At 71.7% G+C, this 14,564-nt stretch carries 13 protein-coding genes and 3 tRNA genes; 13 read left to right on the top strand and 3 right to left on the bottom strand.

Going from position 1 to position 14,564, the window contains the following annotated elements; translation table 11 throughout:
* The first annotated feature begins 27 nt into the window (after positions 1-27).
* From IE200_RS15315 to IE200_RS15305, 3 genes are all read left to right on the top strand, one after another.
* Positions 28-993 (top strand): YihY/virulence factor BrkB family protein, encoded by a 966-nt coding sequence (locus IE200_RS15315; protein ID WP_191280348.1) that lies wholly within the window; start codon positions 28-30, stop codon positions 991-993.
* A gap of 95 nt (positions 994-1,088) precedes the next feature.
* Positions 1,089-2,084: a potassium channel family protein gene (locus IE200_RS15310; protein ID WP_191280409.1), complete on the top strand. Its 996-nt coding sequence runs from the start codon at positions 1,089-1,091 to the stop codon at positions 2,082-2,084.
* A 15-nt stretch (positions 2,085-2,099) separates the two neighbouring features.
* Positions 2,100-2,723, top strand: a complete 624-nt coding sequence (locus tag IE200_RS15305) for a hypothetical protein (RefSeq protein ID WP_191280347.1) — start codon at positions 2,100-2,102, stop codon at positions 2,721-2,723.
* A gap of 183 nt (positions 2,724-2,906) precedes the next feature.
* Here the strand turns inward: IE200_RS15305 and IE200_RS15300 are convergent.
* The 3 genes from IE200_RS15300 to IE200_RS15290 form a co-directional block, all read right to left on the bottom strand.
* Positions 2,907-2,981, bottom strand: a tRNA-Val gene (locus IE200_RS15300).
* 20 nt (positions 2,982-3,001) lie between these two features.
* Positions 3,002-3,072: transfer RNA gene (locus IE200_RS15295), tRNA-Cys, on the bottom strand.
* Between the two features lie 34 nt (positions 3,073-3,106).
* A tRNA-Gly gene (locus IE200_RS15290) sits at positions 3,107-3,179 on the bottom strand.
* A 150-nt stretch (positions 3,180-3,329) separates the two neighbouring features.
* Between IE200_RS15290 and IE200_RS15285 the strand changes: the two genes are divergently transcribed.
* From IE200_RS15285 to gltB, 10 genes are all read left to right on the top strand, one after another.
* On the top strand, positions 3,330-4,160 hold the full coding sequence (locus IE200_RS15285) for an aminotransferase class IV (protein WP_191280346.1): 831 nt from the start codon (positions 3,330-3,332) through the stop codon (positions 4,158-4,160).
* Entirely contained in the window at positions 4,157-4,519 is a 363-nt protein-coding gene (hisI, locus tag IE200_RS15280; RefSeq protein ID WP_191280345.1) for a phosphoribosyl-AMP cyclohydrolase, read from the top strand. The genes IE200_RS15285 and hisI overlap by 4 nt, the downstream gene beginning before the upstream one ends.
* The gene (locus tag IE200_RS15275; RefSeq protein WP_191280344.1) at positions 4,512-5,102 is read left to right on the top strand and encodes a Trp biosynthesis-associated membrane protein; all 591 of its coding nucleotides are present in this window, start codon (positions 4,512-4,514) and stop codon (positions 5,100-5,102) included. The genes hisI and IE200_RS15275 overlap by 8 nt, the downstream gene beginning before the upstream one ends.
* 67 nt (positions 5,103-5,169) lie before the next feature.
* The gene (locus IE200_RS15270) at positions 5,170-5,370 is read left to right on the top strand and encodes an HGxxPAAW family protein (protein WP_191280343.1); all 201 of its coding nucleotides are present in this window, start codon (positions 5,170-5,172) and stop codon (positions 5,368-5,370) included.
* A gap of 80 nt (positions 5,371-5,450) precedes the next feature.
* A complete protein-coding gene (gene trpC / locus IE200_RS15265) occupies positions 5,451-6,248 on the top strand; it encodes an indole-3-glycerol phosphate synthase TrpC (RefSeq protein ID WP_191280342.1) in 798 nt (265 codons plus the stop codon).
* Positions 6,249-6,271: 23 nt separating this feature from the next.
* The gene (trpB, locus tag IE200_RS15260; protein WP_229856632.1) at positions 6,272-7,555 is read left to right on the top strand and encodes a tryptophan synthase subunit beta; all 1,284 of its coding nucleotides are present in this window, start codon (positions 6,272-6,274) and stop codon (positions 7,553-7,555) included.
* Positions 7,552-8,358, top strand: coding sequence for a tryptophan synthase subunit alpha (trpA, locus tag IE200_RS15255; protein WP_191280340.1), 807 nt, complete (start codon positions 7,552-7,554; stop codon positions 8,356-8,358). The genes trpB and trpA overlap by 4 nt, the downstream gene beginning before the upstream one ends.
* On the top strand, positions 8,345-8,968 hold the full coding sequence (locus IE200_RS15250) for an SCO family protein (protein ID WP_191280339.1): 624 nt from the start codon (positions 8,345-8,347) through the stop codon (positions 8,966-8,968). Before trpA ends, IE200_RS15250 begins: the two co-directional genes overlap by 14 nt.
* Positions 8,969-8,976: 8 nt before the next feature.
* The gene (gene lgt / locus IE200_RS15245) at positions 8,977-9,858 is read left to right on the top strand and encodes a prolipoprotein diacylglyceryl transferase (protein ID WP_229856611.1); all 882 of its coding nucleotides are present in this window, start codon (positions 8,977-8,979) and stop codon (positions 9,856-9,858) included.
* A 139-nt stretch (positions 9,859-9,997) separates the two neighbouring features.
* Entirely contained in the window at positions 9,998-14,548 is a 4,551-nt protein-coding gene (gene gltB, locus IE200_RS15240) for a glutamate synthase large subunit (protein ID WP_191280337.1), read from the top strand.
* The last annotated feature ends 16 nt before the right edge of the window (positions 14,549-14,564 follow it).

Here is a 14,564-nt window from a genome sequence, read left to right as displayed (position 1 = left end):
CGGGTGCCGGCTCGATAGCGTGCTCCCATGGTCGAGGCGCGCGAGGACATCCCTGCCCCGCGCCGGGTCGAAGCCGTCGTGCGCCGGGTCCGCGAGCACCTGTGGCGCATCCTCGTCACCGCGACCGGCGCCTGCCTGCGCCACCGGGTGACCGGGCTGGCGGCGGAGGCCGCGTTCTTCGCGGTGCTGTCGGTGCCGCCGCTGGTCTTCGCCCTGGCGGGCGCCGTCGGCTTCGTCAGCGAGCGGTTCACCGCCACGCAGGTGGAGGACGTCCGCAACGCCGTGCTGGAGGTCTCCCGTCAGGCGCTGACCGAGCGGGCCGTCAACAGCATCATCCGGCCCACGATCGACACCGTGCTCGACGGTGGTCGCTACGACGTCATCTCCATCGGCTTCATCCTCGCCCTGTGGTCGGGCTCGCGCGCGCTCAACGTCTTCGTCGACACCATCACGATCATGCACGGCCTCGGCGGGCACCGCGGGATCGTGGCGACGCGCGCGCTCTCCTTCGTCCTCTACGTCCTGGCGATGGTCACCGGAGCGGTCAGCATCCCGCTGGTGGTGGCGGGCCCGACGCTGGTCGACCGGGTGGTGCCGGAGCGGCTCGACTTCGTCAACAACCTCTACTGGCCCGTGGTGCTGGTGCTCTGCATCTGCTTCCTCGCCACGCTCTACCACGTGTCCGTCCCCGTCCGGACCAACTGGAGCTTCAACCTGCCCGGCGCGGTCTTCGCGCTGTTCTGCTGGATCGCCGGGTCCTACACGCTGCGCTGGGTGCTCACGGTGACGGCCGCGGAGTCGCGCTCGATCTACGGACCGCTCGCCGCGCCGATCGCCGTCCTGCTGTGGCTCTACCTACTGGCCCTCGCGGTGCTGATCGGCGCCGCGGTCAACGCCGCCTTCGACACCGTGTTCCCGCAGAAGGCCACGACGCGCGCGCGGCTCGAGACGGTGCAGCGGCTGCGCGAGCGCCTCGCCGTGCGAGACTCCTGACCGTGTCGACGTCGAGCCACCAGCCCAGCGTGGGCCGGGTGTCGCTGCCCGAGCAGATCCGCTCGCCCTGGTGGGAGCTGGGACGCCGGGTCCTGATGGCGCTGTCGATCCTGGTCGGCACCGTGCTGCTCGTCTACTTCGACCGCGAGGGCTATCGCGACGGCAACGACCCGACCAACACGATCAGCTGGATCGACGCGATCTACTACACGACCGTGACGCTCAGCACGACCGGCTACGGCGACATCTCCCCGGTGTCCGACCAGGCCCGTCTGGTCAACGCGTTCGTCATCACCCCGGCGCGCATCGCCTTCCTGGTCCTGCTGATCGGCACCACCCTGGAGGTCCTCGCCTCCCAGGGACGCGAGATGTTCCGGGTCTCCCGGTGGAGGAAGAAGATGGACCAGCACGTCGTCGTCGTGGGCTACGGCACGAAGGGCCGCAGCGCGATCGAGACGCTCCTCAACAACGGCTACGTCCGCGACTCGATCGTCGTCGTGGACCCCAGCCCGGTGGCGGTCGCCGACGGCAACCGCGACCAGCTGGTGGTCATCGCGGGCGACGCCACGCGGCGCGGGGTGCTGCGACAGGCCGGCGTCGACAAGGCCACCCACGTCATCATCACCACCGACCGCGACGACTCCAACGTGCTGGTCACCCTCACCGTGCGCCAGCTCAACCCCGACGCATGGATCGTCGCAGCGGTCCGCGAGCACGAGAACGTGCCCCTCATGCGCCAGTCCGGCGCCAACTCGGTCATCACCTCCTCCGACGCCGTCGGGCGCCTGCTCGGGCTCTCGTCGATGTCGCCGGAGCTGGGCTCGGTGATGGAGGACCTGATGACCTACGGCGAGGGCCTCGAGGTGGCCGAGCGCGACCTGCTGGTCAGCGAGGTCGGCACGCAGCCCCAGCGGCTGCCCGACCAGGTGATCGCCGTCGTGCGCGACGAGAAGGTCTACCGCTACTTCGACCCGGTGGTCTCGCTCCTGGCGCGCGGTGACCGTCTCATCGTCATCCGCCCCGCCAAGGAGCTGCCGTGGGCGCCGCGGCCCGGCACGCACGGCGAGGACCTCGCCGCCGACGACGACTGAGGCGGACCCGGTCACGTGATCGCCTCGCACACCCACCGCTTCGTCTTCATCAAGACCCGCAAGACGGCCGGCACGAGCCTCGAGATCGCCCTGTCGCGCCACTGCGGTCCCGACGACATCGTCACCCGGATCAGCCCCGAGGACGAGGTGCTCCGCGCGGCAGCCGGGGGAGTGGGACCGCAGAACGACGACACCGACCCCGGCTCGTACGCCCACATGGGCGCGCGGCGGGTGATCGAGGTGATCGGCCGCGAGACGTGGGACGACTACTTCACCTTCGCGGTCGAGCGCAACCCGTACGACGTGGTGGCCTCGTCCTACCGCTACAGCGCCCGCAAGCCCACCTTCACCAAGACGTTCGCCGAGTTCGTGCGGACCCCGAAGCGGATGGAGCGGCTCGCGCTCAACGAGCGCCTCTACCGCCTCGACGGGCGGGTCGTCGTCGACCGGGTCTACCGCTACGAGGACCTCCCCGCGGCGGTGGCGGACCTCTCCGGCCGCCTCGGGCTGGACCTCGACCTGCCCCACGCCAAGCAGGGGAGCGGTCCGCACTACCGCGAGCTCTACGGGCCCGGCGACGCCGAGATCGTGGCGGAGCGGTTCGCGCGGACGATCCGCGAGTTCGGCTACGAGTTCTGATCGACGGGTGCGGCCGGCGGCCCTGCCGGCCGCGGTTCGGCGAGCCGGCAGGGCCTCGACCGAGGCCCCACGCACTCGGTCTGCCCGGGAGGTGCCGCTCGAGGTCGTCCTGATACATCCGTGCACCCGCAGGAGGAGAACGACGAAGCCCCCGACCGGTCGTCCCGGTCGGGGGCTTCGTGCTGGTGGGCGATACTGGGTTTGAACCAGTGACCTCTTCCGTGTCAAGGAAGCGCGCTACCGCTGCGCCAATCGCCCGTGTTGAGTTGTGTGGTGCGAGGTGGGTACGGGATTTGAACCCGTGTAGACGGATTTGCAGTCCGTTGCCTCGCCTCTCGGCCAACCCACCGTGGAGGCCCACGTATGACTGGGAGACCCCTCAGAGCGGACAACGAGACTCGAACTCGCGACCTCAACCTTGGCAAGGTTGCGCTCTACCAACTGAGCTATGTCCGCCTGCATTTCCTGGCCGTTTCACCGGCCCTGAGTGCGAGTGGAACAGTAGCCCATGCCCGACTCGGCGCCAAAATCGGGTCCCCGCACCGCGTGTCCGACCCGCGTCGCAGCCCCGGTCAGGCCGCGCGGCGGAGCCCTAGAGTGGCGCCCATGCGCGCATGGCTGAACGGGACCCTCCTGGCCGACCCGACCGAGGGGGCGGTGGCGGTCACCGACCACGGGTTCACGGTCGGCGACGGCGTCTTCGAGGCGGTGAAGACCGTGGCCGGCACTCCCTTCGCGCTGACCCGCCACCTCGCCCGGCTCGAGCGCAGCGCCAAGGGTCTGGGGCTGCCGGCGCCCGACCTCGACGACGTACGCCACGGGGTTTCCGCGGTGCTCGCCGACGGCGCGGCCGGCGACCCGATCGGCCGCCTGCGCATCACCTGGACGGCCGGGCCGGCGCCGATGGGGTCCGGGCGCGGCGGGGGCCCCGCCACCCTGGTCGTGGCCTACAGCCCCATCGAGCACGCGCCCCGGGAGACGAGCGTGGTCACCGTCCCGTGGACCCGCAACGAGAACGGCGCCACCGCGGGCCTCAAGACGACGTCGTACGCCGAGAACGTCATCGCGCTCGCCCACGCCCAGGAGCGCGGCGGGACCGAGGCGGTCTTCGCCAACACCGCCGGCAACCTCTGCGAGGGCACCGGGTCCAACGTCTTCTACGTCCTCGACGGCGAGCTGCGCACGCCGACCCTGGCGGCCGGGTGCCTGGCCGGGATCACCCGCGAGCTCGTCGTCGAGTGGTGCGGGGCCAGGGAGGTCGACGAGCCGCTGGCTGAGGTGCGCAAGCGGGCGAGCGAGGCGTTCCTCGTCTCGACGACCCGCGACGTCCAGGCCATCGCCCGTTGGGACGACCGTGAGCTCCCCGCGCCCGGTCCGGTCACGCAGCAGTGCGCGGACACGTGGGCCGCCCGCGAGGCTGAGACCATGGAGCCATGAGCACCCCCGACTCCGGCCTCGACCCCGCGATCGCCGCCCGCCTGCGCCACACCGCGGAGGGCCTCGTCCCCGTCGTGGTGCAGCAGCACGGCTCGCGCGAGGTGCTGATGCTCGCCTGGGTGGACGACGAGGCGCTCGCGCGCACCCTCGACACGGGCCGTGCGACCTACTGGTCCCGCTCGCGCCGGGAGTACTGGGTCAAAGGCGACACCTCCGGCCACGTCCAGTGGGTCAAGGAGGTCCGGCTCGACTGCGACGGCGACACGCTGCTCTTCGTCGTCGACCAGGTCGGTGCGGCCTGCCACACCGGGGACCACACCTGCTTCGACGCCGACCTCGTCCACCGCGTCGATGGCTGAGCGCCCGGCGGGCGGGCCCCGCAGCACCTTCGGCCCGGTCGTCGCGCTCGGCCTCGCCTCCGCGGCGCTGGGGGCGTACGCCGCGAGCAGACCGTGGGTGTCCGGCACGGGCGCCGAGTCGGTCGTCGGCGTCGCTCCGGTCGCCTTCGACGAGATCTCGTCCTCGCCGCTGGCCACGGCGCTGGCGTTCGTCGTGCTGGCCTGCTGGGGCGTGGTCCTGGTGACCCGCGGTCGCTTCCGCCGAGCGGTGGCGGCCGTGGCCGTGCTCGCTGCTCTCGGGTACGCGGCGGCCGTCGTCTGGGCGCCGTTCAGCCTGCCGGACCACCTCGTCGAGCAGGTCCGCGTCCGCACCGGCGGCGTCCTCGACGACACCTCCCTCACCGGCTGGTTCTGGCTGTCGGTGCTCGCGGCGCTGCTCGTGCTGGCCTCCACCGTCTTCGCGCTGCGCCTGGTCCCCACGTGGCCGGAGATGGGCGCGCGCTACGACTCGCCCGCCGGTGCCCGCGAGACGGTGCCGGAGCAGCCCAGCGACAACCGCGACATCTGGAAGGCGCTCGACGAGGGCCGCGACCCGACCGCCTGACCGACCCGCGACGCCACCGCCTAGACTTTGCGCGCGCACCCGCCGAACAGACGAAGGAGCACCCACGATGGCTGCAGGCCACGGCAACACCCCCGCTGCTTGGACCGCGGTCTCGGTCGCGATGCTCGGCTTCGTCGTGGGCAGCGTCGCCCTCCTCCAGGTGCCGACGCAGATGACCCTGCTGTGGATCGGCATCATCGTCGCGGTGCTGGCGTTCCCGCTGTTCCTCGTGCTCGCCAAGCTCGGCTTCCACTCCTCCGACCACTGAGCCCTTCCGCCGGCTCGTCGGACGTCCGTCCACTGGGCACCGGTCCCGTCGGGGCTGGAGCCGGGTGAGAGGCTGATCCCATGCCTGCGACCGGTTCCGTGCTCGACGACATCGTCGCCGGCGTACGCGAGGACCTCGCGCGCCGCGAGGCGGCGCTCCCGCTGGGCGAGCTGCTCGCCCATCTCGCCGATGCCCCCGCCCCGCGCGACCCGATGCCGCACTTCCGGGCCCGCGGCTCGAGCGTCATCGCGGAGGTGAAGCGGCGCAGCCCCAGCAAGGGCGCGCTCGCCGACATCCCCGACCCGGCGTCGCTCGCCGCCGCCTACGCACGTGGCGGCGCGGCGGCGATCTCGGTGCTCACCGAGGAGCGCCGCTTCGGCGGCAGCCTCGACGACCTGCGGGCGGTGCGCGCCGCGGTCGAGACCCCGATCCTGCGCAAGGACTTCATCGTCGACACCTACCAGCTCGTCGAGGCCCGCGCCGCCGGCGCCGACCTCGCGCTGCTGATCGTCGCCGCCCTCGACGACGACACGCTGCGGCGGCTGCACGACGAGGCCGGCGAGCTCGGGCTGACCGTCCTGGTCGAGGTCCACGACGAGGCCGAGACCGAGCGCGCGGTCGCCCTCGACGCCGAGCTGATCGGCGTCAACAGCCGCAACCTCAAGACCCTCGAGGTCGACCCCGACGTCTTCGGGCGCCTCGCGCCCGCGATCCACGCCGACGTCGTCAAGGTCGCCGAGAGCGGCATCTCGGCGGTCGCCGACGTCGAGCGCCTCGTCTCCGAGGGAGCAGGCGTCGTCCTGGTGGGCGAGGCACTGGTCAAGGACGGCGACCCCGAGGCCGCCGTACGAGCAATGACAGGAGTGACTGCACCGTGAGCGTGAGCGTCCCCAGCGGCCCGATGAGGTACGAGGCCGACGAGCGCGGCTACTTCGGCCAGACGTGGGGCGGGCGGTTCATGCCCGAGGCCCTCGTCGCCGCGCTGGACGAGCTGACCGTCGCCTGGCGCGACGCGATGGCCGACGAGGCCTTCGTCGCCGACTTCGAGCGGATCCTGCGGGAGTACGCCGGGACGCCCAGCCGGCTCTACCACGCCGAGCGGCTCTCCGAGACCGTCGGCGCCCGGGTGCTGCTCAAGCGCGAGGACCTCAACCACACGGGTGCCCACAAGATCCGCAACGTGCTCGGCCAGGCGCTGCTGACCAAGCGGATGGGCAAGACCCGGGTCATCGCCGAGACCGGCGCCGGCCAGCACGGCGTCGCGAGCGCCACCGCGGCCGCTTGGTTCGACCTCGACTGCACCGTCTACATGGGCGCCGTGGACACCCGCCGCCAGGCCCTCAACGTCGCCCGCATGCAGCTGCTCGGCGCCAAGGTCGTCCCGGTCGAGTCCGGCAGCGCGACCCTCAAGGACGCGATCAACGAGGCGCTGCGCGACTGGGTCGCCAGCGTCGACCACACCGCCTACCTCTTCGGCACCGCCGCCGGCCCGCACCCGTTCCCGAGCATGGTCCGCGACTTCTGCCGCGGCATCGGCGACGAGGCGCGCGCGCAGTGCCTCGAGCAGTTCGGCGTGCTGCCCGACGCGGTCGCGGCCTGCGTCGGCGGCGGGTCCAACGCCATCGGCCTGTTCACCGCGTTCCTCGAGGACGAGGGGGTGGAGATCCACGGTTTCGAGCCCGGCGGCGACGGGGTCGAGACCGGTCGCCACGCTGCGACCATCCACGCCGGCGAGCCCGGCGTGCTCCACGGTGCGCGCACCTACGTGCTGCAGGACGAGGACGGCCAGACCGTCGAGTCGCACTCGATCTCGGCCGGACTCGACTACCCCGGCGTCGGGCCCCAGCACTCCTGGCTGTCCGCGGCCGGGCGCGCGACCTACACGCCGGTCACCGACGCGCAGGCGATGGACGCGATGGCGCTGCTGAGCCGCACCGAGGGCATCATCCCGGCCATCGAGACGGCCCACGCCGTCGCTGGTGCGATCGAGGTGGCGAAGCGGCTCGGTCAGGAGAAGGGCCCCGACGCGACGATCATCATCAACCTGAGCGGGCGCGGCGACAAGGACATGGGCACCGCCATCGAGTGGTTCGGCCTCGGTGACGCCGACGAGGGGCCCGAGGCCGACCTCGCGCAGGTCGAGGCCGACGCCTCCTCCGGCCTCGACACGGAGGCGCAGCAGTGACGTCCACCAGCGCCGCCTTCGCCAAGGCCCGCGAGGAGGGCCGCGCCGCTCTCGTCGGCTACCTCCCCGCCGGCTACCCGAGCGTCGAGGGCTCGATCCGGGCACTGCGGGCGATGGTCGAGGCCGGCTGCGACGCCATCGAGATCGGCCTGCCCTACAGCGACCCCGTCATGGACGGCCCCACCATCCAGGCGGCGGCGCAGGCCGCGCTCGACGGCGGCGTACGGACCTCCGACGTCCTGCGGGTCGTCGAGGCCGTCGCGGAGACGGGCGTCCCGACGCTGGTGATGACCTACTGGAACCCGATCGAGCGCTACGGCGTGCAGCGGTGGGCCGCCGACCTCGCCGCGGCCGGGGGAGCGGGCATGATCACGCCCGACATCACCCCCGACCACGGCGCCGAGTGGATCGCCGCGGCCGACGAGCACGACCTCGACAAGGTGTTCCTCGTCGCTCCGAGCTCCACCGACGAGCGGATCGCGATGACCGCGCGCGAGAGCCGCGGGTTCGTCTACGCCGCCGCCGTCATGGGCGTCACCGGCGCGCGGGAGTCGAGCTCGGACCTCGCCGGCCCGCTGGTCTCGCGCGTGCGCGCGGGCGGCGACGTGCCGGTCGCGGTCGGCATCGGCGTCAGCACCGGTGACCAGGCCGCGGAGGTCGCCGCCTACGCCGACGGCGTCATCGTCGGGTCCGCCTTCGTGCGCTGCCTGCTCGACCACGAGGACGACGAGCAGGCCGGGCTCGACGCGCTGCGCGCCCTGACCACCGACCTCGCCGAGGGCGTACGCCGTGCGCGGTCGTAGGACGCTCGGGTCCGCGCTCGGAGCAGCCGCCCTCGCCGGGCTGCTCGCAGCGTGCGGGGGAGGGGCGAGCGGGTCGGGCGGCTCGACGGAGCTCAGCGGCACCCCGCTGGACCCGCCGGCCGAGGTGGTCGGGACCCCGCTGGTCGACACGTCCGGAGAGCCCTACAGCCTGGTCGACGACACCGAGAAGGACCTCACGCTCGTCTTCTTCGGCTACACCAACTGCCCCGACATCTGCGGCCAGGTGATGGCGACGCTCGCCGGCACCCTCGCACGCCTCGACGCCAGCGAGAAGGAGCGGCTCGACGTGGTCTTCGTGACCACCGACCCCGCGCGTGACGACGAGGCCGTCGTGGCGGACTACGTCAGCGCGTTCGACCCGAGCATCATCGGGCTCACGGGGGACCTCGACGACATCGTCGCGGTCGGCAGGAGCCTCTACGTCGGGGTCGACCGCGGCGAGAAGCTGCCCAGCGGCGGCTACGACGTCACCCACGGCACGCGGGTGATGGCCATCGACGCCGACGACGAGACCCACGTCATGTGGGACCACGACGTCTCCCAGGCCCAGCTGGCCCGCGACGTCCTCCTGCTGCTCGACGAAGGATGATGCTCCCCATGCAGCCGCTCGTGACCCTGCTGTCCATCCCGAGCCCCGCCGACGGCGTGTGGAACCTCGGGCCCGTCCCCATCCGCGGCTACGCGCTGAGCATCATCCTCGGCATCGGCCTCGCGATCTGGATCGGTGAGCGGCGCTGGGTCGCGCGTGGCGGCACGGCGGGCGAGGTCAGCGACCTTGCCATCTGGGCGGTACCGTTCGGCCTGGTCGGCGGCCGGCTCTACCACGTGGCCACCGACTGGGAGCTCTACTTCGGCGAGGGACGCAACCCCGTCACCGCGCTGTACGTCTGGCGCGGCGGACTGGGCATCTGGGGCGCGATCGCCCTGGGTGCCCTCGGCGTGTGGCTGGGGGCCCGCTCCCGTGGCATCAAGCTGCTGCCGCTCCTCGATGCGCTCGCACCGGGCGTGCTCGTGGCGCAGGCGGTGGGTCGCTGGGGCAACTGGTTCAACCAGGAGCTCTACGGGCGTCCCACCGACCTGCCGTGGGCCCTGGAGATCGACGTGGCCCACCGTCCCGCGCAGTACCTCGACGTGGCGACCTATCACCCGGCGTTCCTCTACGAGTGCCTGTGGAACCTCGCCGCGTTCGCGGTGCTGGTCTGGCTGGACCGTCGCTTCCGGCTCGGCCACGGCCGCGTCGTCGCGCTCTACGTCATGCTCTACACCGCCGGGCGCGGCTGGATCGAGAACCTGCGCATCGACGACGTGCAGATGAACGACGTGCTCGGCCTGCGCCTCAACGTGTGGACCTCGATCGTGCTGTTCGTCCTCGCGGCGGCGTACTTCGCCTGGTCCACCCGTCGGCACCCCGGCCGCGAGGAGACCGTGCGCACCCGCGAGCCCGACGCCGAGGTCACGCCCGCCGATCCCACGGCCTGACACGTCGTGGGCCTGTGCCCGACCCCGGTGATAGGTTCCGTGGTGCTCGGGCCAACGTCGTCCCCAGCGGAAACCCCACCCCCAGCCTGCCCGGGACTCGCTCCCGGGTGAGTCGCGACGACGACGGGAGAATGCCTCCATGCACGCATTCCCGCCGAGCCAGGGTCTCTACGACCCTCGCCACGAGAAGGACGCCTGCGGTGTCGCCATGGTGGCGACCCTGACCGGTGAGGCCAGCCACGACATCGTGGCCAAGGCGCTCACCGCCCTGCGCAACCTCGACCACCGCGGCGCCGCCGGCGCCGAGGTCAATTCCGGTGACGGCGCCGGGATCCTGCTCCAGGTGCCCGACGCGTTCCTGCGCGAGGTCACCGCCGAGCTCGGCTTCGAGCTGCCCCCGGCGCGGGCGTACGCCGTCGGCACCGCGTTCCTGCCCGGCGACGCCGAGGCGGTGGCGAGCACCCGCCGCCGGATCGAGGAGATCGCCGACGAGGAGGGCCTCACGGTCCTCGGCTGGCGCGACGTGCCCGTCGACGACTCCACGCTCGGCGCCACGGCCCGCAGCGTGATGCCCGCCTTCGCCCAGGTCTTCGTGGCCGGCAGGGGCTCGCGGATCAGCGGCATGGCGCTGGAGCGCCTTGCCTTCTGCCTGCGCAAGCGCGCCGAGTCCGAGACCGACGTCTACTTCCCGTCGCTGTCCTCGCGCACCCTGGCCTACAAGGGCATGCTCACCACCGACCAGCTCGACCAGGTGTTCCCCGACCTGACCGACGAGCGGGTCGCGTCGGCCATGGCGGTCGTGCACTCGCGCTTCTCCACCAACACCTTCCCCAGCTGGCCGCTGGCCCACCCGTTCCGGTTCATCGCGCACAACGGCGAGATCAACACCGTCATGGGCAACCGGAACTGGATGCGCGCCCGTGAGGCGCTCCTCGAGAGCGACCTCATCCCCGGTGACCTCGAGCGGCTCTTCCCGATCTGCACGCCGGGCGCCTCCGACTCCGCGTCATTCGACGAGGTGCTCGAGCTGCTCCACCTCGGCGGCCGGTCGCTGCCGCACGCCGTGCTGATGATGATCCCCGAGGCCTGGGAGAACCACAGTGAGATGGACGCCCAGCGCCGGGCGTTCTACGAGTTCCACTCGATGCTGATGGAGCCCTGGGACGGCCCCGCCTGCGTGGTGTTCACCGACGGCACCCAGATCGGCGCGGTCCTCGACCGCAACGGCCTGCGCCCCTCGCGCTACTGGGTCACCGACGACGGCCTCGTCGTCCTGGCCTCCGAGGTCGGCGTCCTCGACCTCGACCCCGCCACGGTCGTGCGCAAGGGCCGGCTCCAGCCCGGCAAGATGTTCCTCGTCGACACCGACGAGCACCGCATCATCGAGGACGAGGAGATCAAGGGACAGCTCGCCGCGGAGCACCCGTACGACGAGTGGCTGCACGCCGGCCTCGTCCACCTCGACGACATCGACGACCTCGAGCACGTCGTCCACACCCACGCCTCGGTCACCCGCCGCCAGCAGGTCTTCGGCTACACCGAGGAGGAGCTGCGGGTCCTGCTGAGCCCGATGGCCAACACCGGCGGCGAGGCGCTCGGCTCGATGGGCACCGACACCCCCATCGCCGCGCTCAGCGACAAGCCGCGGCTGCTGTTCGACTACTTCTCCCAGCTGTTCGCCCAGGTGACCAACCCGCCGCTCGACGCCATCCGCGAGGAGCTCGTGACGTCGCTGAGCGGGTCGATCGGGCCCGAGGCCAACCTGCTCGAGCCGACGCCGGCGTCGTGCCGCCAGATCGTGCTGCCGTTCCCGGTGTTCTCCAACGACGACCTGGCCAAGATCCGGCACATCAACCGCAACGGCGACATGCCGGGCTTCCAGGTCCACATCGTGCGCGGCCTCTACGACGTCGAGGGCGGGGGAGCGGCGCTCGAGGCGCGTCTCGACGAGTTGTGCGCCGAGGTCTCCGCGGCGATCGCGGACGGCGCCCGCATCATCGTGCTCTCCGACCGGCACTCGACCGCCGAGCTGGCACCGATCCCTTCGCTGCTGCTCACCGGCGCGATCCACCACCACCTGGTGCGTGAGAAGACCCGCACGCAGGTCGGCCTGCTCGTCGAGGCCGGCGACGTCCGCGAGGTCCACCACGTGGCCCTCCTGGTCGGCTACGGCGCCGCCGCGGTCAACCCCTACCTCGCGATGGAGTCGGTGGAGGACCTCGCCCGCGAGGCGTTCTACGTCAAGGTCGACCCCGAGAAGGCCGTCGCCAACCTGATCAAGGCGCTCGGCAAGGGCGTGCTGAAGGTCATGTCCAAGATGGGCGTCTCCACCGTCGCCTCCTACACGGGCGCGAAGATCTTCGAGTCCGTGGGGCTCTCGCAGGCCGTCATCGACCGCTACTTCACCGGCACCACCTCCAAGCTCGGCGGCATCGAGCTGGAGACGATCGCCGAGGAGGTGGCGCGCCGCCACGCCACGGCGTACCCGCGCAAGGGGATCGCGCCCGCGCACCGCGAGCTGGCGATCGGTGGCGAGTACCAGTGGCGTCGGGAGGGAGAGCCGCACCTGTTCGACCCCGAGACGGTGTTCCGTCTGCAGCACTCGACCCGCACCGGCAGCTACGACATCTTCAAGCAGTACACCGACCGGGTGAACGAGCAGTCCGAGCGGCTGATGACGCTGCGCGGCCTGTTCACGTTCAAGGACGGCGTGCGCGAGCCGATCGACATCGAGGAGGTCGAGCCGGTCTCGGAGATCGTCAAGCGGTTCTCCACCGGTGCGATGTCCTACGGCTCCATCAGCCAGGAGGCGCACGAGACCCTCGCCATCGCGATGAACCGGCTGGGCGGCAAGTCCAACACCGGCGAGGGCGGCGAGGACCCCGACCGGTTGTACGACCCGGAGCGGCGCTCGTCGATCAAGCAGGTGGCGTCGGGCCGCTTCGGCGTGACGTCGGAGTACCTCACCAACGCCGACGACATCCAGATCAAGATGGCGCAGGGCGCGAAGCCCGGCGAGGGTGGGCAGCTGCCCGGCCACAAGGTCTATCCCTGGGTGGCCAAGACCCGGCACTCGACGCCCGGGGTCGGCCTGATCAGCCCGCCGCCGCACCACGACATCTACTCGATCGAGGACCTGGCGCAGCTGATCCACGACCTCAAGAACGCCAACCCGGCCGCGCGCATCCACGTGAAGCTCGTGTCCGAGGTCGGCATCGGCACGGTCGCGGCCGGCGTCTCCAAGGCCCACGCCGACGTCGTCCTGGTCTCCGGGCACGACGGTGGCACCGGTGCCTCGCCGCTCACCTCGCTCAAGCACGCGGGCGGTCCGTGGGAGCTCGGCCTCGCCGAGACCCAGCAGACGCTGCTGCTCAACGGCCTGCGCGACCGGATCGTGGTGCAGGCCGACGGCCAGCTCAAGACCGGGCGCGACGTGGTGATCGCCGCCCTCCTCGGCGCCGAGGAGTACGGCTTCGCGACCGCGCCGCTCGTGGTCAGCGGCTGCATCATGATGCGGGTCTGCCACCTCGACACCTGCCCGGTGGGCGTCGCGACCCAGAACCCGGTGCTACGCGAGCGCTTCAGCGGCAAGGCCGAGTACGTCGTGAACTTCTTCGAGTTCATCGCCCAGGAGGTCCGCGAGCTGCTCGCTGAGCTCGGCTTCCGCAGCCTCGACGAGGCCATCGGCCAGGTCGGCACGCTCGACGTCGCCGACGCAGTCGACCACTGGAAGGCCTCGGGACTCGACCTGACGCCGATCCTGCACCAGGCCTCGGCCCACGGTGAGTTCGGCCAGTTCGAGGGCCAGGACCTGCGCAACACCAAGGTGCAGGACCACGGCCTGGACAAGGCGCTCGACAACGAGCTGATCGCGATCGCCGCACCGGCGCTGGAGTCCGGGGAACCCGTGCGCGCGCAGGTCGCGATCCGCAACGTCAACCGTACGGTCGGCACGATGCTCGGGCACGAGGTGACCAAGCGCTACCGCGGCGAGGGCCTGCCCGACGGCACGATCGACATCACGCTGACCGGCTCGGCCGGCCAGTCGTTCGGAGCCTTCGTGCCGCGCGGGGTGACCCTGCGGCTGGAGGGCGACGCCAACGACTACGTCGGCAAGGGGCTGTCCGGTGGCCGTCTGGTGGTGCGGCCCGACCGGGCCGCCGCGTTCGACGCGTCCGAGCAGATCATCGCCGGCAACACGATCGGCTACGGCGCCACGTCGGGCCAGATCTTCCTCAGCGGTCGAGTCGGCGAGCGGTTCTGCGTACGCAACTCCGGTGCCCTGGCCGTCGTGGAGGGCGTGGGCGACCACGGCTGCGAGTACATGACGGGCGGCGTGGTGGTCGTGCTCGGTCCGACCGGGCGCAACTTCGCGGCCGGCATGTCCGGTGGCTACGCCTTCGTGCTCGACCTCGACGAGCGGCGGGTCAACCCCGAGCTGGTCGAGCTCGCGCCCGTGACCGGCAAGGCCGCCGATGAGCTCAGGTCCCTGGTCGAGCAGCACGCGGAGGAGACCGGCTCGGCCGTCGCCACCGCGCTCCTGGCCGACTGGGACGACGCACTGGCGCGCTTCACCGAGGTGATGCCCAGCGACTTCAAGCGCGTCCTCGAGGCGCGCGAGGAGGCCCTGGAGGAAGGGCTCGACGAGGACGAGGCAGCCGCCCGGATCATGGAGGTCCTCCATGGCTGAGCACGCCCCGACCACC

The organism is Nocardioides flavus (ex Wang et al. 2016), from assembly GCF_014653115.1.
GTDB lineage: Bacteria > Actinomycetota > Actinomycetes > Propionibacteriales > Nocardioidaceae > Nocardioides > Nocardioides flavus.
Note: the sequence above shows the minus strand (reverse complement) of the source record. Positions and strands in the feature narration are given on the sequence as shown.